Source organism: Sphingopyxis macrogoltabida, assembly GCF_001314325.1.
Lineage (GTDB): Bacteria > Pseudomonadota > Alphaproteobacteria > Sphingomonadales > Sphingomonadaceae > Sphingopyxis > Sphingopyxis macrogoltabida.
The window spans coordinates 3,583,631-3,607,409 of sequence record NZ_CP009429.1 but is presented as its reverse complement, the minus strand read 5'-3'; the positions used below and the strand labels follow the sequence as shown (position 1 = coordinate 3,607,409).

The 23,779-nt window shown below is 63.4% G+C and carries 15 protein-coding genes; 14 read left to right on the top strand and 1 reads right to left on the bottom strand.

Translation table 11 applies throughout. The features are described 5' to 3' along the window. Positions 1 to 6 precede the first annotated feature (6 nt). The 11 genes from LH19_RS17570 (at position 7) to LH19_RS17520 (ending at position 17,750) form a co-directional block, all read left to right on the top strand. Positions 7 to 1,080 carry a dipeptidase gene (locus LH19_RS17570; RefSeq protein WP_054730859.1) on the top strand — a complete coding sequence of 358 codons (1,074 nt, stop codon included), beginning with the start codon at positions 7 to 9 and terminating at the stop codon, positions 1,078 to 1,080. Between the two features lie 40 nt (positions 1,081 to 1,120). Next, positions 1,121 to 3,211: a PQQ-dependent dehydrogenase, methanol/ethanol family gene (locus LH19_RS17565; protein ID WP_054730852.1), complete on the top strand. Its 2,091-nt coding sequence runs from the start codon at positions 1,121 to 1,123 to the stop codon at positions 3,209 to 3,211. A gap of 89 nt (positions 3,212 to 3,300) precedes the next feature. Beyond that, positions 3,301 to 5,148, top strand: a complete 1,848-nt coding sequence (locus LH19_RS17560) for a DUF885 domain-containing protein (protein ID WP_201258372.1) — start codon at positions 3,301 to 3,303, stop codon at positions 5,146 to 5,148. 220 nt (positions 5,149 to 5,368) lie between these two features. Further along, positions 5,369 to 6,805 carry an amidohydrolase family protein gene (locus tag LH19_RS17555; protein ID WP_054730849.1) on the top strand — a complete coding sequence of 479 codons (1,437 nt, stop codon included), beginning with the start codon at positions 5,369 to 5,371 and terminating at the stop codon, positions 6,803 to 6,805. Between the two features lie 80 nt (positions 6,806 to 6,885). Next, positions 6,886 to 8,967 carry a M13 family metallopeptidase gene (locus LH19_RS17550; protein ID WP_054730847.1) on the top strand — a complete coding sequence of 694 codons (2,082 nt, stop codon included), beginning with the start codon at positions 6,886 to 6,888 and terminating at the stop codon, positions 8,965 to 8,967. 10 nt (positions 8,968 to 8,977) lie between these two features. Then, the gene (locus LH19_RS17545) at positions 8,978 to 9,265 is read left to right on the top strand and encodes a hypothetical protein (RefSeq protein ID WP_054730843.1); all 288 of its coding nucleotides are present in this window, start codon (positions 8,978 to 8,980) and stop codon (positions 9,263 to 9,265) included. Between the two features lie 57 nt (positions 9,266 to 9,322). Next, positions 9,323 to 11,416: a PQQ-dependent dehydrogenase, methanol/ethanol family gene (locus LH19_RS17540; RefSeq protein ID WP_054733770.1), complete on the top strand. Its 2,094-nt coding sequence runs from the start codon at positions 9,323 to 9,325 to the stop codon at positions 11,414 to 11,416. Positions 11,417 to 11,427: 11 nt separating this feature from the next. Beyond that, a complete protein-coding gene (locus LH19_RS17535; RefSeq protein ID WP_054730840.1) occupies positions 11,428 to 11,913 on the top strand; it encodes a heme-binding protein in 486 nt (161 codons plus the stop codon). A gap of 465 nt (positions 11,914 to 12,378) precedes the next feature. Next, a complete protein-coding gene (locus LH19_RS17530) occupies positions 12,379 to 13,257 on the top strand; it encodes an ABC transporter ATP-binding protein (protein ID WP_054730838.1) in 879 nt (292 codons plus the stop codon). 10 nt (positions 13,258 to 13,267) lie between these two features. Continuing rightward, positions 13,268 to 16,891, top strand: a complete 3,624-nt coding sequence (locus tag LH19_RS17525; RefSeq protein ID WP_054730834.1) for an ABC transporter permease/M1 family aminopeptidase — start codon at positions 13,268 to 13,270, stop codon at positions 16,889 to 16,891. A gap of 55 nt (positions 16,892 to 16,946) precedes the next feature. Further along, a complete protein-coding gene (locus LH19_RS17520) occupies positions 16,947 to 17,750 on the top strand; it encodes a TonB-dependent receptor (RefSeq protein WP_054730831.1) in 804 nt (267 codons plus the stop codon). Here the strand turns inward: LH19_RS17520 and LH19_RS28110 are convergent. Beyond that, a protein-coding gene (locus LH19_RS28110) for an IS5 family transposase (protein ID WP_407696735.1) occupies positions 17,715 to 18,511 on the bottom strand; the annotation gives its coding sequence in 2 pieces (ribosomal slippage) (positions 17,715 to 18,139 and positions 18,139 to 18,511; 798 coding nt in all). The two genes, LH19_RS17520 and LH19_RS28110, sit on opposite strands and share 36 nt — an antisense overlap. 87 nt (positions 18,512 to 18,598) lie before the next feature. On the opposite strand from LH19_RS28110, the gene LH19_RS17505 reads away from it, so the two are divergent. The 3 genes from LH19_RS17505 (at position 18,599) to LH19_RS17495 (ending at position 23,765) form a co-directional block, all read left to right on the top strand. Further along, a complete protein-coding gene (locus LH19_RS17505) occupies positions 18,599 to 20,335 on the top strand; it encodes a TonB-dependent receptor (RefSeq protein ID WP_054730828.1) in 1,737 nt (578 codons plus the stop codon). Between the two features lie 227 nt (positions 20,336 to 20,562). Next, entirely contained in the window at positions 20,563 to 22,833 is a 2,271-nt protein-coding gene (locus LH19_RS17500) for a penicillin acylase family protein (protein WP_158514448.1), read from the top strand. A 38-nt stretch (positions 22,834 to 22,871) separates the two neighbouring features. Further along, the gene (locus LH19_RS17495; protein WP_054730820.1) at positions 22,872 to 23,765 is read left to right on the top strand and encodes a CPBP family intramembrane glutamic endopeptidase; all 894 of its coding nucleotides are present in this window, start codon (positions 22,872 to 22,874) and stop codon (positions 23,763 to 23,765) included. Positions 23,766 to 23,779: the final 14 nt, after the last annotated feature.

Here is a 23,779-nt window from a genome sequence, read left to right as displayed (position 1 = left end):
GCATTCATGGCAGGGCTGGGCGCGGCGGCCGCGTTCGCGGCGCCGGGCGCGCTGGCGCAGGCCCGGCGCGCGAGCGTGCAGGACGCGCGCAAGCTGCAGGATTCGGCGCCGCTGGTCGAGGGCCTCGACGGCTCGACGCTCAACGACGAATATCTCGCCAAGCTGGAAGCCGCCGGTCTCGATGTGATTTGTCAGAGCCGGGGCGGGTTCGACAGCTTCGTCGAACTACATAATTTCCTCGACCGGCATCCGGACCGGATCGTCCAGGCGCTCACCGTCCGCGATATCCGTGCGGCGAACAAGGCCGGCAAGATCGCGCATGTGTCGGGTTGGCAATCGGCCGAATTTCTGGTGCGCGACGGCGACCCGGTCATGCCCGCGATCGGCAATCTGCGCGGCTACAAGCAGCTCGGGCTCCGCATCGTCGGTCTCGTCTACAATGTCGCGGGTCCGTTCGGCGGCGGATCGCTCGACCCCGATGTCGGCCTGACCCGCGCGGGGAAGCGGCTGGTCGAGGAAATCCACAAGGAGCGGCTGGTGCTCGACGTCGGCGGGCATACGGCGGAGGCGACCTCGTTCGGGGCGCTCGAAATCTCGAAGGGCATGCCGGTCATCTGCTCGCACACCAATTTGCGCTCGAAGGTCGATAATGCCCGCAACATGACCGACAAGCTGATCGAGGCGATCGCAGCGACCGGCGGGGTGATCGGGCTGACCAAGGTCAATGATTTCCACGCCCGGGTGCGCAACTCGCCCGAACCGGTGACGGCGCAGGTCGGGATCGAAAAGCATCTCGACCAATATGACTATATGAAGAAGCTGGTCGGCGTCGATCATATCGCGCTCGGCTCCGACTTCATGTGGGGCCGCAAGGATCTCGTCGCGATCATTCCCGAACTGTGGCCCGGCGATGTCTACAGCAACAATCCGCCCTGGTTCATGGTCAAGGATACCGAGACGGTGACCGAATATCCCAATGTCACCAAAGGGCTGATGGAACGCGGCTGGACCGACGAGGAAATCCGCAAGGTGCTCGGCGGCAACCTGCTGCGCGTGTTCGAAAAGATATGGGGCGCCTGATCGCTCCGTTGCAATAAACAGAAAACAGCTTGGGGGCGTTATGAAGATCCTGTCGGGCCGGGGAAAATATTTCGTCATCGCGGCGGCGCTTGTCGCCGCCGCGATCCTCGTCAGCCAGTTGGTGTCGTTCGGGCCGCGCAAGGGCGCGGAGGGCGTCGACCAGCAGCGCTTGCTGAACGCGGCGGCCGAGCCGGCGAACTGGCTGGCACATGGCGGAACGTTCCTCGAGCAGCGCTATAGCGCGCTCGACCAGATCAACGCCGGCAACGCCGCCAAGCTGGGGCTCGCCTGGTCTTTCGAGTTCGACACCAACCGCGGGCAGGAAGCGACGCCGATCGTCGTCGACGGCGTCATCTATACCTCGACCGCCTGGTCGAAGGTTTATGCGCTCGACGGAAAGACGGGCAAGGAGCTCTGGCAATTCGATCCGAAGGTCGACGGCGACCGCGCCGTCTATGGCTGCTGCGATGTCGTCAGCCGCGGCGTTGCGGTGTGGAAGGGCAAGGTTTTCGTCGCGACCTTCGACGGCCGGCTGATCGCGGTCGATGCCAAGACCGGCAAGCAGATCTGGTCCGCGCAGACCACCGACAATTCGAAACCCTATACGATCACCGGCGCGCCGCGCGTGTTCAAGGACAAGGTGATCATCGGCAACGGCGGCGCCGAACTGGGCGTGCGCGGTTATGTCACCGCCTATGACACCGAAACGGGCAAGCTCGTCTGGCGTTTCTATACCGTGCCGGGCGACCCGGCAAAAGGCCCCGACGGCGCCGCTTCCGACCCGATCATGGCGACGGCGGTAAAGAGCTGGGCCGGCAAATGGTATGATTATGGCGGCGGCGGCACCGTCTGGGATTCGATCGTCTACGACCCCGATTTCGACCAGGTCTATCTGGGGGTCGGCAACGGCTCGCCGTGGAACCGCCGGATCCGTTCGGACGGCAAGGGCGACAATCTGTTCCTTGCCTCGATCGTCGCACTCGACGCCGATACCGGCAAATATAAATGGCATTATCAGGGGTCGCCGGGCGATAGCTGGGATTACACGCACACGCAGCAGATGATGCTCGCGACGCTGCCGGTCGATGGCAAGGAGCGCAAGGTGCTGATGCAAGCGCCGAAAAACGGCTTCTTCTACCTCATCGACCGCGAAACCGGGAAGCTCGTGTCGGCCAAGCCCTTCGTGAAGCAGAGCTGGGTCGATCACATCGACCTCAAGACCGGCCGCCCGGTGATGAGCGCCAACGCCTATTATGAGGACGGCGTGAAGATGATCGAGCCGTCGTCGGTCGGCGGACACAATTGGCAGCCGATGTCGTACAGCCCGCGCACCGGCCTCGTCTATATCCCGACCGTCCAGTGGAGCCTGAAATATGATCAGGACCCGGCGTATAAATTTCGCCCCGGACGTCTCAATATCGGCGCGCAGGTGATGCTCAACGAAAAGGAGCCGAACGGTTCGGGCGCGCTGATCGCGTGGGATCCGGTCAAGCAGCGCGAAGTGTGGCGTGTCGAGCAGCCCGAGATGATCAATGGCGGCACGCTGGCGACCGCGGGCGACCTTGTCTTTGCGGGCAATGCGCATGGCGAGTTCACGGCGTTCGGCGCGAAGGACGGCAAGAAGCTCTGGACCTACAAGCAGCCGGTCGGGATCATGGCCGGCCCGGTCAGCTACAGCATCGACGGCGAGCAATATGTCGCGGTGCTGGTCGGCAAGGGCGGCGGTGCGATGGGGATTCCCGACACCAAAAGGCCGCGCCTGCCGCAGCCGAACGGGCGGATCATGGTCTTCAAACTCGGCGGCAATGCCGCCTGGCCGAAGCAGGACCTGACCCCGGCGCCCGCCAATCCGCCGAAGGAACGCTTCGCGGCGGACAAGGTCAATGCCGGGGCGATCGTCTATGGCGAAAATTGCGCCGCCTGCCACGAAGGTCTCGCAGCACCCGACCTGCGCCGGTCGGGGGCGCTGGCCGACGCTGCGGTCTGGAAGAGCATCGTCATCGACGGCGCGCTCAAGGACAATGGCATGGTGAGCTTCGCGCGCTGGATCACGCCCGAACAGGCCGAAACCATCCGCGCCTATATGGGCGAGCAGGCGCGCCTGCTGCAGCAGGAAGAAGCGAAGAAATGACCGGCGGCCGCGCACGGCCGCAGTGACATCGTATAAACGGGAGATTGATCGTGAATGTGACCCATATGAACAACTCGGCGCGCCGACGCATGACGGCGCTCCGTCTCGCCGCCGCGGGTGCGCTTGTCCTCGCCGGACTCGGCGGCGCACCGGCATTTGCCTTCGAGGCGCCCGGCGCGGCAGCGCCTGCGGTCGATGCCGAGACGGTGCGCCTCAACGCCTGGTTCGACGCGAAGTTCGAGGAGGAAATGGCGTTCAGTCCGATGTCGCGCGGCTATCAGGGCGACAAGACCGACTATGACAAGATCGACGATTTTTCGGAGGAAGCCGAAGACCGCAAAATGGACTGGCAGCGCCGGTCGGTCGAAGAGATGAAGGCGAAGTTCGACCGCGCCAAGCTGCCCGAGGATGCGCAGCTTTCCTACGATCTCTGGATCTATCGCTATGAGGATGCGGCGGGCTACGCGAAGTTCCGGCGCAACAATTATGTCTTCCAGCAGATGTACGGGCCGCACACGCGCATCCCGCAATTCCTGATGCAGGTGCACAAGGTCGACGATGTGGCGGACATGGACGCCTATATCGTGCGGATCGGCGAAGTCGCGCGCGCGCAGTTGCAATTGCTCGACATCGCGAAAAAAAATGCCGAGGCAGGGTCGCGGGTGCCGCGCTTTTCCTATGAAGCGATGATCGGGCAGGCGCGCGCACTGATCACCGGCGCGCCGTTCGGCGGCGAGGGCGAGAGCGCGATCTGGTCGGATGCCACGGGGAAAATCGACGGGCTGGTCAAGGCTGGCAAGATCGATCAGGCCAAGGCCGATGCCTATAAGGAAGCCGCGCGGCAGGCGCTGACCACGAAATGGTTGCCGGCCTATCAGGCGCTGATCGCCTGGTTCGAATCCGAGTTGCCGAAGGCCGATGCGGTCGCGACCGGGGTCGGCAAGAATCCGAACGGCAAGGCCTATTACGACATGCTGCTCGTCAGTTCGACGACGACCGACCTCACCGCCGAACAGATCCACCAGATCGGTCTCGACGAGGTCGCGCGGATCAAGGGCGAGATGGAGAAGATCAAGGAGCAGGTCGGTTTCAAGGGGACGCTGCAGGACTTCTTCAAATTCGTCCGCGACGATCCGCGTTTCTATTATCCGAACACCGATGCGGGGCGGCAGCAATATATCGACGCTGCGACCGCGCACATCGCCTTCATGAAGCAGCAGCTGCCGAAATATTTCGGTATTCTGCCCAAGGCCGATGTCATCGTCAAACGCGTCGAACCCTATCGCGAGATCGCCGGCGGTGCGCAGCATTATTATATGTCGACCCCCGACGGGTCGCGGCCGGGCGTCTTCTACGCGCATCTGCTCGACATGAAGTCGATGCCGATCCCGCAGCTCGAGGTGATCGCCTATCATGAGGCGCTGCCCGGGCATCACATGAACTTTGCGATCGCGCAGGAACTGACCGACATCCCGAACTTCCGCAAATTTCTGTACGTCAATGCCTATCAGGAGGGCTGGGGCCTTTACACCGAGAAGCTCGGCAAGGAGATGGGCGCTTACAAGGATCCCTATTCGGACTTTGGCCGCCTGACGACTGAGATCTGGCGCGCGATCCGGCTGGTCGTCGACACCGGGCTCCATTCCAAGGGCTGGACCGAAGATCAGGCGGTCCAATATTTCACCGAAAATTCGGCCGCTTCCGAAGGCCAGATCAAGGCTGAGGTCCGGCGCTACATCATCATGCCGGGGCAGGCGACCGGCTACAAGATCGGCATGATCCAGATGGAGAAGCTGCGCAAGAAGGCCGAAGACGCGCTGGGCGACAAGTTCGATATCAAGGGCTTCCACGACACGATCCTCGGCCGCGGGCAGGCGCCGCTCGACCTGCTCGAACGCCGCGTCGACCAGTGGATCGCAAGGCAAAAGGCGGCCTGATCCTTTGGCGCGGCCCGCCTGCTTCGGCGGGCGGGTCGCGCCCGGGTAATGCCCAGAATTTCTGACCCTCTGGGTCAGCTTTATTACGTTGCCTCAGGCTTTGGCTGTCACCCATTAGGGGGCATAGGCCCAAGATAAACTGGGGCTGGGAAACAGAAATTCGAAGGCGTCGCCAGGGTTTTGCGGGCGGGGCGTTCGTCAGAACGACAAGAGGGACAGGATGAAGATCGCCGCACGGATTTCGGGGCTGCTGCTTGCCGCCACCATGATTGCTTCGCCCGCGCTCGCGCAGGATAGCGGGCCCGAGGCGCGGCCGATCTATAATCGCGATCAGTGGCTGCCCAAGTCGGTGCCGCTTTCGGACGATGTGCTGCGGATTCCGGTCCCCGCCGACTATAACGCGCCGAAGGGATCGTTCGTGCTCGTCGGCGGCCGGCTGTTCGACGGCACCGGCAAGCCGGCGCGCCCGGCGACGATCGTCGTGCAGGGCAAGGCGATCACCGCCGTCCTCGGTCCCGACGACAAGAACTGGCCCGCCGATGCCGTCGTTTACGATGTCACCGGCAAGACGGTGATGCCGGGCCTGATCGACCTCCACACGCACCTGACCTTCCTCGATGTCGCCGACTCCAGCGTCTATTCGGCCGCGCATCTCAGCGGTGCGGAATCGGCGATGCGCGGGCTGCGGCGGATGGGCATCCATCTGCAGGCCGGCGTGACCAGCGTGCGCGACGTCGCGTCGCACGGCGACACGCCCTTCGTGCTCAAGCGGCTGCAGGCGGCGGGTGAAATCGCCGGGCCGCGCATCTTCACCGCGGGGCAGCTGATCACCCAGACCGGCGGCCACGCCGCGCTGCACGCGATGATGCCGGGCTATCCCGAAAAGCCGAACGACAATCCCAATTCGATGGTGCGGATCGCGTCCGGCCCCGACGAATGGCGCGAAGCGGTGCGCATCCAGTTCGCCAAGGGCGCCGACCTGATCAAGCTCGCCAGCGAATATTCGCAGGCGGAAATCACTGCCGCGGTCGACGAGGCGCACTCGCTCGGCATGCCGGTGACCGTCGACAGCGAGACGCAGTACATCGACATGGCGATCAAGGCCGGCGTCGACTCGATCGAGCATCCGCTGCCGCGCAGCGATGCGGCGGTCGCGCTGATGGCGAAGCGCGGCATCGCCTCGGTCCCGACCTTCGTGCCCTATCGCATCATCAGCCGCTCGTCGGGCGGCTATTTCGGTTCGACCTCGCGCCGCTTCGAACTCAACGAGACGACGATCCTGGAGATGGGCAAGAAGATGCGCCGCGCCGGGGTCAAGATGGGGATCGGGCTCGACCTGATCGTCAATTGGCCCGAATATATGCCCGGCGCCTATATCAACGAACTCGAGAGCTTTACCCAGATCGGCTACACCAAGGCCGAGGCGTTGGTCGCGGCGACCAAGACGAGCGCCGAGATCATGCACATGGGCGACCGGCTGGGGACGATCGAGCCCGGCAAGCTGGCCGACATCATCGTCGTCGACGGCAACCCCGACGAAGATTTCAAGGCGCTGGAAAAAGTGCGCACCGCTTTCGTCGGCGGCCGGCTGATGCTGCAGGACGGCCGCATCTATAAGCCCGCGCACGAAGAAGTGCCGATGCCGGAGAGGAAATAGCGCGGGCAGCGGAGCGAGCCGCCGGACCGATTAGCCACGAGCTTTGAATCCGGCCTGCCAATCGAAAAGGCATTCAACCCATGAAAAATCTGTTCGCCGCCGCCCTGCTTGCCGGTACCGCCCTGGCCGCTACCGTGCCCGCAGCTTCGGCCCAGGAGGCGCCGGCGGCCGCTGCTGGCGTAGCGTCGCCGAAGCCGGAACGCGGCAGCTTCGGGTTCGACACTGCGGGCATGGACCGTGCGGCCAAACCCGGCGACGATTTCTATGAATATGCCAATGGCACCTGGGCGAAGAACACGCCCATCCCGGCCGACAAGGCCAATTACGGCATGTTCATCGCGCTCGACGATTTGTCGAAGCAGCGCGTGCGGGGGATTCTCGACGCCGCCGGGGCCGACGACAACAGCCTGATCGGCCGCGCTTATGCGAGTTATCTCGACGGCGCGACGGTCGAGACGCTCGGGTTGGCGCCGATCCGGCCGTGGCTCGACAAGGTCCGGGGATTGAAGGACCGCAAGGGCTATTCGGCGCTGGTCGCCGAGGCCGCGCAGCTCGGGGTGAGCGGCGTCTATGGCTCGTCGGGGGCATGGGCGGGCTACCGGCTGCCCTACACTTGGCCCGATGACGAGCAGCCGGGGCGGATGCTCCTGGTGATCGAACAGGGCGGTACCGGTATGCCCGACCGGGACATGTATCTGGCGGATACCCCGAAAATGGCGGCGATCCGTGCGGCTTATGTGGCGCATCTCGCGAAGCTGTTGACGCTGGCCGGCGAAACCGGCACCGAAGCGCGCGCCGAGGCGATCATGGCGGTCGAGACCGAGATCGCCAAAGCCTATTGGAACCGCGACGATTCGACCGATTCCACCAAGACCTACAACAAGTTCACGCTGGCCGAGACGGCGCAATTCTCCACCCCGACGCTCGACATGGCGGCGGTGCTGAAGGCGTGGAACCCGGCGATCGCCGAAGTCCAGATCCGCATGCCGAGCGCGACCAAGGCGGCGGCGCAGATCCTCGACCAGACCACGCTTCAGGTGCTGAAGGATCAGCTGCTGGTGCGTAGCCTTGACGATCTGTCGGCGGCGCTTCCCGATGCGATCGAGCAGGAAAATTTCGCCTTTTACGGTACGGTGATGAAGGGCGCGCCCGAACGCGCTCCGCGCTGGCAGCGCGGCGTCAACTTCATGGAAGAGGCGTTCGGCGAGGCGATCGGCAAGGAATATGCCGCGCGCTATTTCCCGCCTGCGTACAAGGTCGAACTGCGCGGATTAATCGACAACATCCTCGCCGCAATGGACCGCCGCATTGACAAGCTGGCGTGGATGCAGCCCGAAACCAAGGCGCGCGCGAAGGAAAAGCTCAAGGGCTTTACCGTCAAGATCGGCCATCCCGACCAGTGGCGCGACTATAGCGGCTTGCAGGTCGAACGCGGCGACCTGTTCGGCAACCTCGTCCGCGCCAACCGTTTCAACTTCGACTATATGATCGAAAAAGCGGGGCAGCCGACACGGCGCTGGGAATGGTTGATGACGCCGCAGACCGTCAACGCCCACGCCCATTACAACCAGCTCGAGATCGTCTTCCCGGCGGCGTTCCTTCAGCCTGCCTTCTATGATCCCTATGCCGATCCGGCGGTCAATTATGGCGCGATCGGCGCGGTGATCGGGCACGAGATCATCCATCATTTCGACGATCAGGGCGCGCAATATAACGAGAAGGGCGAACTCGCGAACTGGTGGACGCCCGAGGACAAGGCAGCGTTCAAACAGGCGACGCAGGCGATGGTCGAACAGGCCGAAACCTACGAAGTGCTGCCCGGCGAGCATATGAAGGGCGAGTTCGCGCTCGGCGAGAATATCGGCGATCTCGCCGGAATGACGCTGGCCTATGACGCCTATCGCGCGTCGCTCGGCGGCAAGGAGGCACCGGTGATCGACGGCTTCACCGGCGACCAGCGTTTCTTCCTTGGCTGGGCGCAGATCTGGCGGCGTAATTATCGCGAGGCGGACCTGCGCCAGCGGCTGATGACCGATGCGCATGCGCCGTCGATCCAGCGCGTCTGGGTGATGCGCAATCTCGATGCCTGGTATGACGCCTATGGCGTGAAGCCCGGCGACAAACTGTATCTCGCGCCCGAAAAACGTATCCGGGTCTGGTGAGGAGTTGGCCATGAACGATCCGGTTAATCCGCCGCCGGCCGGCCCGGCCAAGACTGGCGTCCTGCACGGGCGCTTCGGCCGCACCATCGCCTTTTCGGTCATCGGGCTTGCGGTGCTGAGCTGGATCGCGGTCGGCGCCTTTCTGCTGCTGTTCGAACCTACACTGGGCCAGCGGGTCGGGGCGGTCACCGCTGCGGCCGTGGTGACCGAGGGTGCCTTCTGGACCTGCACCGCCGTGTTCGGGATTTCGGTGTTCCAGAAGATCAAAAACATGCTCGGCGGTCGTGGCCGAAGCTGACGTTGGTATTTTTCGGAAGTTTGATGGTGTTCGAGGATGAATGAAGGGATTTCGGTCATGCGGGGATGGCGGAAACTGGTGTTGAGCGTCGCGGCGGCGCTGCCGCTCGCGGCATGCGGCGGATCGGGTGACGATGCGGGCGCGACGGCGGCGTGGATGCGCGAAACGGCGCAATATTATACGGCGTCCGAGGTCGATGCCGCGAATGTCGAAAAGCTGGGCGTCGCATGGGAATTCACCGGCTTCGCCGTCCGCGGCCGGACCAACCGTGGGGTCGAGGCGACGCCGATCGTCGTCGACGGCGTCATGTACACCACCGGGCCATGGAGCGTCGTCTATGCGCTCGATGCGAAGACGGGCAAATTGCTGTGGCAATATGATCCCGACGTCGACGGCCAGTTCGCGCGGCGGACCTGCTGCGACGCGGTGAACCGCGGCGTCGCGGTCGACGACGGCATGGTCTATGTCGCGACGCTCGACGGCTATCTCGTCGGCCTCGATGCCAAGACCGGCAAGCCGAGCTGGAAAGTCGACACGATCACCGACCGCAGCCGCAGCTATGCGATCACCGGGGCGCCGCGCGTCGCCGGCAAGAATGTCGTGATCGGCAACGGCGGCGGCGAAATGGGTGTCCGCGGCTATGCCAGCGCCTTCGACAAGAAGACCGGCAAGTTCGCCTGGCGCTTCTTCATCGTCCCGGGCGACCCGGCGGCGGGACCCGACGAACATCCCGAAGTGACCGAGGCACGCAAGACGTGGGACCCCAAGTCGGCGTGGGATCTCGGCGGCGGCGGAACCGCCTGGGATTCGATCGTCTATGATCCCGACACCAACATCGTCTATGTCGGTACCGGCAACGGCAGCCCGCATTCGGTGTGGCAGCGCAGCCCCGCCGGCGGCGACAATCTCTATCTCTCGTCGATCCTCGCGCTCGACGCCGATAGCGGGCGCAAGAAGTGGCATTACCAGACGACCCCGCAGGATAGCTGGGACTATACCGCGACCCAGAACATGATCCTGACCGACATGGAAGTCGGTGGGCGACTGCGCAAGGTGATCATGCAGGCGCCGAAGAACGGCTTTTTCTATGTCCTCGACCGGGTGACCGGCGAGCTGTTGTCGGCGGAAAAATATACCACCGTCACCTGGGCCGAGCGGGTCGACATGAAGACCGGACGCCCCGTGCTGACCGAGCAGTCGGATTTCTCCAAGGGCAAGAAACTGGTCTGGCCGTCGGAGGCGGGCGGGCACAACTGGCCGCCGATGGCGTATAACGAGCAGACGAAGCTCGTCTATATTCCGGTCCTCGAAACGCCGATGACCTTCCAGATGAAGCCGCAGCCCTATCGGCCCTATAGCGTCGTGCAGGGAACGGAGACCGGACTGCCGGCCTTCGGCGATCCCAACGACAAGGCACTGGCACCTTTGCTGAAGGATCAACCCAAGCCGCGGTTCGAGCAGGTGCTGAAGGCCTGGGATCCGGTGAAGCAGAAGCTCGTCTGGAGTTCGAAGGTGATGCCGTTCTGGAGCGGCGGGGTGATGACGACCGCCAACGGGCTGGTGATGCAGGGCTCGGCCGACGGCTACCTCACCGTCTATGACGGGCGGACGGGCAAGGTGCTGCGCCGGATCAACATCGGCACCGGTATCATGGCGGCGCCGATGGCCTATGAGGTCGACGGCGAGCAATATGTCGCGGTGGCGGCGGGCTTCGGCGGCGCGATGAACGCCTATTTCATGCCCGGATGGGCCGCGGCCGAGCGCGAGAACAACCCGCGCCTGATCGTCTTCAAGCTGGACGGCGCACCGGTAAAGCTCGCGGCGTTGCGCAAGCCGATGCCGTTGCTCCCAGCGCCGGCAAACTTCCGCGGAACGGCAGCGCAGGTGGCGCGCGGCGGGCAGCTCTTTGCCGAGAACTGCTCGCGCTGCCATGGCGATTCGACGGGATCGGGCGGCTATCCGAACCTGTGGAAGATGACGCCCGAAACGCATGAGGCCTTCAACAGCATCGTGCTCGATGGCGCATTCGTCTATGCAGGCATGGCGGCTTTCGGCGATATATTGAGCAAGAACGACGCGCGCGACATCCACGCCTATCTGGCCGAACCCGTCGCGGTCGAGCCGGCGACGGCGCTGAAAAGCATCCATTGAGGATCGATCCAATGACCCGAATCTTGTTTTCGGCCGCGGTTGCGGCGTGCCTGTCCGTTTCGGCCGCGGTGCCGGCCGTTGCCGAACCCGGCGATGCGATGGTCGGTCTGGCCGACGCGCAGGCGATTGCCGGACGTGCCCAGCGGACCGCGACTGAAAAGGGGCTCAACATGGCGATCGTCGTCGTCAACCGCGAAGGCCGGGTCATTCTGTCGTACCGGATGGACGGCTCTTCCTTCATCAACCTTGCGCTTGCCGAAAAAAAGGCCGCGACTGCGGCGGCGATCGGCGCGCCGACCTCGATCCTCGAGCAGTTGGCCGATGGCGGGAAGCCATCGCTGCTGTCGGTGCCGGGCGCAGCGCTGGTCGGCGGCGGCGTCCCGATCATGCGCGGCGACCGGATCGTCGGCGGCATCGGAGTCAGCGGCGGGTCGGCGCAGGACGACGAGGCTGTCGCCAAATCGGGTCTCGACGCAGCGGCGTCTGGCGCCAAATAGCGCCGCGAAGATAGGCAAACACGGGCCCCTGACGCCCTGTTTTTATCGGTCTCGGTCGCGATCGGCCGGGCGCGCGAAACCCGCTGGCCGGCGACCGCCCTGCCTGTCTTGAAACGTCCGAAAACCTCCTGCCGAGGCGGGGCGCGAGCCGGTGCTCGCGCCCCGCGCTGCGTCATCCGCGGCATCCCGGGGCAGCCAGATTGCGCGACGACCGTACCCTTAGCCTATCTGGTGCTACGGACCAGAATTACTGTGTTTTGCGTCGCGCCATTTTGGTGCAGCAAGATGTTACCAATAAAAGTCAGAGAGGTGCCATTGTTCCCGTTTACAGGGAACCCGACGCTTGTATTGCAAGCGTACCTAAAGCCGTGAAGTAATAAAAAGTAATAATAATAGATACTTCTGAATCTTTCAGGAATTTACGGTCGGAATATCTCTCTAATTATCATTTCTGCGGGGACCCTAATGCTCCAGATCGAGAATCTTACCCACGTCTATCCGAACGGGACGCGTGCCCTCGACTCGGTCTCGCTGAATGTCCCGGCCGGGATGTTCGGACTGCTGGGGCCGAATGGCGCGGGCAAGTCGACGCTGATGCGGACGATCGCGACCCTGCAGGTCCCGACCTCGGGAGCGATCCGGTTCGATGCGATCGACGTCCTCGCCGATCCCGACGCACTGCGGCGGACGCTGGGTTATCTGCCGCAGGATTTTGGTGTCTATCCGCGCGTTTCGGCGTGGGACATGCTCGATCATCTTGCGGTGCTCAAGGGATATAGCAACCGCGGCGAGCGCCGCGATGCGGTGGCGACGCTGCTCAACCAGGTCAATCTGTGGAGCGTGCGCAACAAGGCGGTGGCCGGTTTTTCGGGCGGCATGCGCCAGCGTTTCGGGATCGCGCAGGCCCTGATCGGCCAGCCGCGCCTCGTCATCGTCGACGAGCCGACCGCGGGTCTCGATCCGGAGGAAAGCAACCGCTTCCTGAACCTCCTGTCGGAAGTCGCAGAAAATATCGTCGTGATCTTCTCGACGCATATCGTGCAGGACATCGCCGACCTCTGCCAGAATGCAGCGATCATCGCGGGCGGCAAGATCATCACCACCGGTTCGCCGGATGAACTGGTGGCGCAGGTCAAGGGCCGCGTGTGGACCAAGACGATCGACAAGCACGAACTCGACGCGCACCGCGCGCAGTACGACATCATCGCGACCCGCCTCGCGTCGGGCCGTACGGTGATCCACGTGCTTGCCGACAATAATCCGGGCAACGGGTTCGCGGCCGCCGAGGGCGATCTCGAAGACGTCTATTTCTCGACCCTGCTGCCGCTGCGCCGCGCCGCCTGAGGGACCGGACATGTTTGGCCACGTCGCTGCATTCGAGCTGAAATACCAGCTTCGCTCGCCCATGTTCTGGGGGACGTTCATCGTCTTCTTCCTGCTCGCCTTCGGCATGGTGGTGTCCGACGACATCCGCATCGGCTGGGGCGGTCAGGTGTTCCGCAACGCGCCGTTCGCGATCGCGATGCAATCGACGATCTGGTCGATCTTCGCGATGTTCATCGTCGTCGCCTTCGTCGCCGGCGTGGTGCTGCGTGATGACGAAACCGGCTTCGGACCGATCATCCAGGCGACGCGGCTGTCGAAGTTCAACTATCTGTTCGGCCGCTTCACCGGCGGCTTCGCCGCTGCGTCGCTCGCTTTCTTCAGCGTGCCGCTCGGCTTGCTGGCGGCGATATTCATGCCGGGGCTCGATCCGGAAACGATCGGGCCGATCAATATCGGCGACTATCTCTACGCCTATGCGCTATTCTGTTTGCCGACACTGTTCCTGCTGTCGGCGGGCTTTTTCGCGCTGTCGACGATCACCCGCTCGCTGGTGGCGACCTATGTCGGGGCGCTCGTCGTTCTCGCTATCTATCTCTTTACCCGCATCTATCTCGGGCGCCCCGAATTCGGGGCGCTTTCGACGCTGAGCGATCCGTTCGGGCTTTCGTCGCTCGCTTATGCCACCAAGAACTGGACCGCCAACGACCGCAACCTGTTGTTGCCGCCGTTCGCGGGTCTGATCCTGCAAAGCCGCGCGATCTGGCTGGCGTTAGGGCTGGGCTTCCTGGCGCTGGCGTGGCGTTCCTTCATCCGCACCGGCTTTGCGACGCGCGCCGACCGGCGCCCGGCACGCGGCAAGTCGAACGAAGATGAGTCCGCGCAGGCAGTCGTCTCGACGGCCGCGCCGCCGCCGCCGACCGATCGCGGGCTGGGCTGGGGGCCGCTCGCTGCGCTGACCCGCTTCGAAATACTCGGCGTGCTCCGCAGCCCGGTGTTCATCGTCCTGCTCGGCTTCGCCTTCCTGAACCAGGTGATCGGCCTGTGGCTCGCCGGCGATGACACGGTGACCGTGATCCACCCGGTCACGCGCGTGATGATCAAGGCGCTGCACGAGCAGTTCGTGACGATCCCGCTGTTCATCGCCGCCTTCTATGCCGGCGAGCTGGTGTGGCGCGACCGCGAGCGGCGGATGCACGAGATCGTCGATTCGACCCCATCGCCCGACTGGGCCTTCATGGTCCCGAAGATTCTCGCAATCTGCGTCATCCTGCTTGCGATGGGGCTGATGTCGATTGTCGCCGCGATTGCCGTGCAATGGCTCAAGGGCTTCACCGCGATCGAATATGGCCATTATTTTACCTGGTTCCTCGCGCCCTGGTTCCTGACCATGGTGATGTACGCGGTGCTTGCCGTGTTCGTGCAGACGCTGGCGCCGCACAAGTTCGTCGGCCTGCTGATCATGCTGCTCTATTTCGTCGCGGAATCGATGCTGCCGACGATGGGCTTCGAGAGCCATCTCTACATCTATGCCACCACCTCGCCGATGCCGCTGTCGGACATGAACGGCCTCGGCCAATATGCGGGCTATGCGGCCTGGTATCGTCTCTATTGGGCGGCGGGCGCGGTCATCCTCGCCGTGCTGGCGTGGGGCCTGTGGCGGCGCGGCGCGTCGGCGCCGCTCAAGGTGCGCATCCGCCGCCTTCCGCAGCGGCTGGCCGGACGCGCCGGTGCGATCACCGGTGTCGCGGTGGCGGTGATGGTCGCGGTCGGGAGCTGGATCTATTACAACAACTATGTCCTGAACGACTTCCCGACGTTCAACGAAAGCCAGCATTGGGCGGCGAATTACGAAAAGGCGCTGCTGCCCTATGAGGCGCATTCGCAGCCGCACATCACCGACATGACGCTCGACGTCGACCTTTATCCCGACCAATTGCGGGCGGTCACGCGCGGCAGCTATGTCATCGAGAACAGGTCCGGCAAGCCGATCAGCCAGGTCTATCTGCAATGGGCGCATCCGTCGGTCTCGAAGAGCTTCCTCGGCACGACGATCGAGCCGGGCATCAAGATGCTGTCGCTCGACGTGCCGGGCGCGCGGCTGACGAAGGAACTCAAGGACTATAATTTCCGCGTCTATACCTATGACAAGCCGATGGCGCCGGGCGAGAAGCGCGAAGTGCGGTTCGAGACGCTGCGCGAGCAGCGCGGGTTCCGCAACTCGGGCAACGAGGACCGGATCGTCGGTAACGGCACCTTCCTCAACAATTTCGCGCTGACGCCGAACCTCGGCGTGTCGCGCTGGCCGCTGCTGCAGGATCGCGCGACGCGGCGCAAATACGGGCTCGACCCCGATCTCAAGCTCAGCAAGCTCGAGGACGAGCATGCCCGTGCCTTCACCTACCTGCGCCACGACAGCGATTATGTGAACGCCGACGTGACGGTGCGCGGTCCGGTCGACCAGGTGCTCGTGGCGCCCGGCCAGCGCATCTCGCGCGAAGTGAAGGGCGGCCGCCAGATCGCGCGCTTCCGCACCGAGGCGCCGATCCTCAACTTCTTCTCGATCAACGCGGCCAAATATGCGGTGCGCAAGGACGAGTGGAACGGCATCGGGATCGAAATCTATTACCACCCGACGCACACCTATAACGTCGACCGGTTCGTCGACATCGCGAAGGACGGGCTGGCCTATTATTCGACGAATTTCAGCCCGTACCAGTTCAAGCAGTTCCGCGTCATCGAATTCCCGGTCTACAATAATTTCGCGCAGGCGTTCCCGGGCACCGTGCCCTATTCGGAAGGTGCCGGGTTCATCACCAAGATCGATGACAAGGACGGCGTCGACTTCATCGCCTATGTCACCGCGCACGAACTGGCGCACCAGTGGTGGTTCCACCAGGTGACCGGTGCCGACATGGAGGGCAGCACCGTCCTGTCGGAAACGCTCGCCCAATATTCGGCGATCATGGTGATGGAGAAGCGCTACGGCGACGCGATGATCCGCAAGTTCCTGAAGCGCGGCATGGACGGTTATCTCATGACGCGCGGCAAGGAGAATGTCGCCGAACCGACGCTCGAGCGGGTGCAGGAGCAGGCCTATGTCCGCTACCAGAAGGGCGGTAACATCATGTACCTGCTCAAGGACCAGCTGGGTGAGGCCGAGGTCAACCGCGCGCTGCGCACATTGGTCCAGCAGTTCGCGTTCAAGGGTCCGCCCTATCCGACCGGCCGCCATCTGGTCGACCTGCTCCGCGCCGAGGCGAAGACGCCGCAGCAACAGCAACTGATCACCGACTCCTTCCAGCACATCACGCTGTACGACTTCAAGGTCGCCGGCGCGCAGGCGAGCCGCCGTCCGGACGGCAAGTGGACCGTGACGATGACCGTCGAGGCGCACAAGCGTTACGCCGACGGCAAGGGCGTCGAGACCGATGCGCCGCTGGACGCGATGATCGACGTCGGCGTCTTCACCGCCAACCCGAGCGCCAAGGGGTTCGGAAAAGCCAATGTCCTGTCGATGCAATCGCAGCGCCTGACGACCGGGAAACGCAAGATCACCCTGGTCGTGAACGCAAAGCCGCTGTTCGTCGGGCTGGATCCTTACCTCAAATATATCGACCGCAACACCGACGACAACGTCCTGGCAATCGAATAAATTGAAGTTTTAGTTTGTTAAATCAATATTTTAATTAATATACTAGGGGGATAGTATGAACTACGGAAAGAAATATTGGATTGCCGGAATTTCGGCGCTGGCGCTGAGCTACCCGGTCGCGGCGTTTGCAGAGACGGTCGATGCCGCAGAGGCCGCGGACGCGGCGCAGGCGGCGCCGGGCGAGAGCGGACGTACTGCTGCCGACGAACGGCCGCGGTCGGACAATGACATCATCGTCACCGCGACCCGGCGCGAGGAAACGGTGCTTGACGTGCCGCTCAGCATCGCGGCCTACAGCCAGGAGACGCTCGATCAAAAGGGTATTCGCAGCGTCGAGGATCTTGCCCGCAACACCCCCGGCGTCAATCTGACGCAGGGCTTTTCGGGCATCCGGTATATTGCGATCCGCGGCCTGCAATCGTCGGTCGGCGCGACCATGACCGGTATCTATATCGACGATACGCCGGTTCACATCCGCTCGCTCGTGCTGATGAGCTTCTTCTCGCCGGCGCTTTACGATCTCGAACGCGTCGAGGTTCTGCGCGGACCGCAGGGCACGCTGTTTGGATCGAGCGCGATGGGCGGTGCGGTGCGTTTCATCACTGCAAAGCCGACGCTGGACAAGTTCACCGGCAATGCGCGCGCCGAACTCGCCTTCACCGAGGGCGGCGATCCGTCCTATGAAATCGGTGCCGCGGTCGGCGGTCCGATCGTCCAGGACAAGTTGGCCTTCCGCGCCAGCGGCTATTACCGCCGCGACGGCGGCTATATCGACCGCGTCCCCTTCTACTCGACCCGCGGTACGGCCGAGAAGAACTCTAGGTCACCGACTCATAAATCGCATCCAGATTTTGGCTGAGGCGAGTTTGACGAGGGCGAGGTAGTTTGCGTCGTGCTTCTCGTATCGAGTTGCGACGGCTCGGAAGTGCTTGAGCTTACTGAAGAAGCGCTCGACGAGATTTCGGTAGCGATAAAGGAAGGCGCTGAATGCCGGCACCTTCCTCCGGTTCGGCAAAGGTTTGATGTTGGCCCAGGCACCTTGTCCGGCGATCTTCTCACGCAGCGCGTCACTGTCATAGGCGCGGTCGGCAAGGAGGATCTGATCCTCGCCGATCGCGTCGAGCATGTCGGCGGCGCTGCGGCCATCATGGGCTTGGCCCTCGGTGAGCTTCAGCATGATCGGCAGGCCGTTCGCATCAACAAGCGCATGGATCTTGGTGGTCAGTCCGCCCCGCGAGCGCCCCATGCATCGGGCTGGAGCGTCGTCCCCAGCCTCGGCTTCCTTCGGACCCCTTTTTTTGCATTCGCGCCATGCTGATGGACGCGGATCGAGGAACTATCGATCATCTGAAGCTCGCCTTCATAGGCTCTCGACACCGCCTCGAAGATGCGGTCCCAAACTCCCGCTTTGCGCCATCGAACGAAGCGGTTGTAGCAGGTCGTCGGTGGGCCATAGCGCTCAGGTATGTCCGCCCAAGGCGAACCGGTTCGAAGACGCCAGAAGATGCCGTTCAGCACCCGACGATCATCGACCCTGGCAACTCCGCGCGGCTTGTTGGGCAGCAACGGCTCGATCACCGACCACTCGAAATCCGACAGCTCGTAGCGACGCACGCTCATCATAAGCTCCCTTCCAGGAGCTTGAATCACGACCACCCCAAAAAGGGAATCCCATTTATGAGTTTGTGACCTAACTCGAACCGTACGATGGTCTTCAACGGCTCGCTGTTGTGGAAGCCGACCGAAGACATCTCGATCACCCCGTCGGTCTTCTACCAGAAGAACAACCGCGACGACCAGAGCACCTATTGGACCTATGGCAACGGCTCGACGCGTGCGCAGCCGCCGCGGTTTCAGAGCGGCGAGGGCATTGCGTCGCGGGGTGAGGACGAGTTCAAGCTCTATCAGCTCAAGGGCGAGTGGGACATGGGTCCGGTCTCGCTGATCAGCAACTCGGCGATCGTCGATCGCCGCAACCAATCCGTTGATGACGGCACCGCTTACATTCTGGATATCTACGACAATATTCTGAACAGCTTGGGCCCGCTTCGCGATGTTTACGATCTTTTCGCCACGCTTGGCGGGTCGAATACGCCGCAGATCGGCTTCGATACGAAGTCGCCGGGGCGGCCCGGCGGGCCGGATTGCGGCGAATGCTTCGTCCTCCTGTCGGACCAGGTCCAGCGCAGCTTCACCCAGGAAGTGCGCCTCCAGTCCAACGATACGGACTCGCGCCTCAAATATGTGTTCGGCGCATTCTATCAGAACAGCCGCCAGCGCGCGCGTGACGGAGACAGGAGCTTCTCGCCTTACGACAATTATCTGTACCCGTCCGCATATCATGATCTCTTCCTTCCGCCGGAACTCGCAGCGCTGTTGCCGGTCTTCTTCCCGCTCGGGCCGGATGGAACATCGGGCTATGCGCAGACGCGTATCGTCGACAAGAACCTCGGCTTCTTCGGCAGCATCGATTTCGAAATCATCGACAATCTGACTCTGACGGCGGGCGCCCGTTGGTCGCGTCTCGAGTTCGAATCACAGGCGGAGAGCTTTGATGCGCTGACCAACGTCACCACGACGGGTCCGCTTCTGCGCAGCGTCGAAAAGCCGTTTACGCCCAAGTTCGGCCTCACCTATGAGGTCAATCCGAATTTGATGGTCTATGCCTCCGCGGCCAAGGGCTTCCGTTCGGGTGGCGTCAACACCGCCGCGGGCGACGTCGATCTCGTTGCACGCTGCTTGGCAGGTCTCGAGAAAATCGGCTATTCGACTATTCCCGCGACGTACAAATCGGACAGTGTGTGGAGTTATGAGTTCGGTGCCAAGGGCCGGGTCGGAAACGTCGCGACCTTCGCTGCCAGCGCATTCCAGATCGACTGGAGCGGCGTGCAGCGTAGTCGCCAGATCGAGGGCTGCGCGGGCGTCTTCACCGACAATTTCGGCAAGGCGCGCGCGCGCGGCCTTGAGGCGCAGATAACGCTGTTTCCCGTCACCGGCCTGACGCTCGACGCCAATCTCGGCTATAATGACGCCACACAGCGCGAGACGATCTTCGCTCCCGGCACAACCAACACCATCACGCGCGTGGGCGATCGTTTCACGGCACCGTGGACCGTGAACCTGACCGGCATGTATGAGACGCCGCTCGGTCCCGACGATCTGACGGGCTATGGTACCGTTCAGTGGACGTACAAGAGCGGTTTTTCGGTGAAGCCGGGCAATGTCGGTTTCAACCCGATCCTGGGAACGACCGATAGCCAGAACAATTTGAATGCCCGGCTGGGCGTGCGCACCGGCAACGGCCTCGATGTCTCGCTGTTCGTCAACAACCTGACCAACTCGCGCGACATCATCGGCCGTCTGCATTTCCAGCCGTCCGAGCGCATTCAGGTCCAGACCTGGCGCCCGCGGACGTTCGGGATCACGGCGGGCTATCGTTTCTAGAGGCTCCAGAAATCGACGTCGTCCAATCCCTTGCTTCCGGATGGCGTCAAAAGACCGGCCCGGTCATCGCGCGGGGGCGCGATGGCCGGGCCGTTCGGCTATAAAGATTATCGGGTGATGGACCGGCCCTTCATCCAGGCAGAGGAAGAAAAGAAGAAATGAACAGTGCCGTCATCCTTGCACCGCGTTCGCGCCGACGCATGCGCCGCTTGAGCGGGCGGGGACCGATGGCGGCGTTGTTTGTGATCCCGGCGATGCTTGCCTCGCCCGCGCTCGCAGCGCCCCGCTACGAAGCGACGATAACCCGCACTACCTTCGGCGTTCCGCACGTCGAGGCCAAGGATTTCGGCGGGCTGGGGTTCGGCGCCGCCTATGCGCAGGCGCAGGACAATATCTGTCTGATGGCCGATGGTTATGTCAGCGCGTCGGGCCAGCGTTCGCGCTATTTCGGCCCCGACGGGGCGACGGTGATCGGGCTTGTCCCGGCGAAGAATATCGACAGCGACCTTTATTATGCGACGATGCAGGACATCGGGGTGCTGCGCGCCGGCTTCGCCAAGACGTCGAAGGATTCAAGGGCGCTGATCGCGGGCTGGGTGGCGGGATATAACCGCTTCCTGCGCGACAATCGGGACAAGCTGCCCGCCGGATGCGCGGGCCAGCCATGGGTGCGCGAAATCACCCGCGACGATGTGCTGCGCTCGCTCAACGGCTTCACCATGCTGGCGGGATCGGCGATGGCGGCCGCGAAGATTGCGGAGGCTGTACCGCCCGCTGCCGAAGCCGCTACGGCCGCCGCCAAGCCGGTCGCCGCGGCGCCGCAGTTCGCCGACGACATCCGGGAATCGATGAAGCTGGGCAGCAACGGCTGGGCGTTTGGCGGCGACGCCACGACGAACGGCAAGGGACTGGTCGTCGGCAATCCGCATTTCCCCTGGTACGGTCCCAACCGCTTCTACCAGATCCACCTGACCATCCCCGGCAAGTTCGATGTCGCGGGGGCCGCAATCACCAACCAGCCCTATGTCGGGATCGGCTTCAACAAGGATGTCGCGTGGACGCACACCGTCGACACCGCGGCGCATATGACCCTGTTCAAGCTGACCCTCGATCCCGCCGATCCCACCGCCTATATCGTCGACGGCAAGCGCGTGCCGATGGAACGCCGCGAGGTTACCGTCGCGATGAAGGACGGGGCGCCCGTCGTGCGGACGCTGTTCCAGTCGCGTTACGGCCCGATCGTCTCGATGCCCGGCACCGACTATGCGTGGACACGGCAGACCGCCTATGCCCTCGCCGATGCCAACAAGGGCAATGTGCGGAGCGGCGAGGGCTATCTCGCCATGGCGCGGGCCCGGAATGTCGGCGACATCCACGCCGCGCTCACCCGTTATCTGCATGCGCCGTTCCTCAACACCCTCGCCGCAGACCGCAAGGGCGACGCGCTCTATGCGGACATCAGCCCCGCGGCCAATGTCTCGGCCGAGCGCTTTGCCGCCTGCGGCACGATGTCGCCGCCGACCCCCGGCTTTCTGCAGCGGCTCTATGTCCTCGACGGCAGCCGGTCGGCTTGCGAATGGGAGAAGACCCCCGGCACCGCTGCGCCGGGGCTGCTCCCTGCCTCGAAGATGGCCGCGATCTATCGGCGCGACTATGTCCAGAATAGCAACGACAGCTATCGCTGGGCGAATATCGAAGCGCCGATCGCCGAACTGGGGCCGATGATGGGCCCCGATTTCCTGTTATTGCCCAGCATGCGCACCCGGTCGGGCCTCCAGGAAATCCGGAGCGTCCTGAAATCGGGCAAGTTCGATATTGACGTCGGCATCCGGACGATGCTCGGCAACAAGAATTTCGCCGGCGACCTCGTCATGCCCGCGGTCCTGAAACTGTGCGAACGTCCCGAGGCGCCGAAACCCGCCTGCGCAGCCCTCGCCAAATGGGACGGCAAGGCCGAACTCGACAGCCGCGGGGCGATGCTGTTTGCAATCTTCTGGTCGAAGACCGAGCGTCGGGCCAACCTGTGGGCCGATGCGTTCGACCGCAGCGATGTGGTGGGTACGCCGCACACGCTCGCCATCGACGGAGACGCGGGCGACGCGCTGCTCGCCGACCTTGCTTTCGCGGCCGATACGCTGACCAAGATGGGCATCGCGCTCGACGCGCCGCTCGGCGAAGTGCAGTTCGCCGAACGCGGCGAGGAACGAATTCCGATTTCGGGGTCGCCCGCCGGGGTGCTCAACTATACCGCTGCGCTGCCGGTCAAGGGCGGTTTCGGCGTTGTCCACGGTGCCAGCTATGTCCAGTCGGTCAGCTTCGATGACAAGGGGCCGGTCGCGAAAGCGATCCTGACCTATTCGCAATCGACCGATCCCGCGTCGCCGCACTACGCCGACCAGACGCGCGAATTTTCGAAGCTGGCGCTCCATCCCTACCCCTTCTCGAAGGAAGAGATTGCGGCGCAGGCGATCGGGGACCCGGTAACGATCCGTCAATAAGCCTGCTGCCGGGGCAGGCGCAATAAAGGAGAGCGGCTATGAACGACACGCGCCAGGGATCGGTAATCTGGACCTATCTCGTGCTCACAGTGGCTTTCTGTGCGCTGCCCTACTTCCTGATCGGCTATACGGGCGAGGTTGGCGGCGGCAACGCCGGCTATGTCACCGCGCTGATGTGGGGACCGGCGCTCGCCGCGATCGTGACGGTGGCGTGGAAGAAGCTCGACTGGGCCTCGCTTGGCTTCGCGTGGCGCGATACGCGGTCGTCCTGGTACAGCTATTTGCTGCCGATCCTCTATGCGGCGGTCGCCTATGTCATCATCTGGACGACAGGCATGGGCGGTTTCGCCGAGCCTGCGAGCATCGCGGCGCTCGCCGAACGGCTCGGCTGGACCTTCACCGATCCGGGGCGCTTCGTTCCTGCCTATTTCCTGTTCGTCGGGATCACCGGGATTATCGCGGGGACGGCGCGCGGGCTGGGCGAAGAGATCGGCTGGCGCGGCTTCCTTGCGCCGCGCCTCCACGACCGGTTCGGCTTCACCGGCGGCGCGGCGGTCACCGGCGTCATCTGGACGCTGTGGCATGTCCCGCTGATCATCTTCGCCAATTACAACAGCGGGGCGCCGCAATGGTTCGCGCTCACCTGCTTCTTCGTCATGGTCATGAACCTCAGCTTCATCATGGCGTGGTTCCGGTTGAAATCGGGCAGCGTCTGGCCCGCCGCGATCATGCACGGCAGCCACAATCTGTACATCCAGACGATCTACACGCCGCTGACCGCGCCGAAGGGCGACATCACCGCCTATGCGATCGACGAATTCGGTTTCCTCATTCCGCTGACCACCTTCGTCGTCGCGCTGCTGCTCTGGCTGCGGCGGGATCGCGCGATCGCCGCCTATGATGCGCGGCGGGCGTCCGGGGAAGCCAGCTAATTAAAGATAGACAA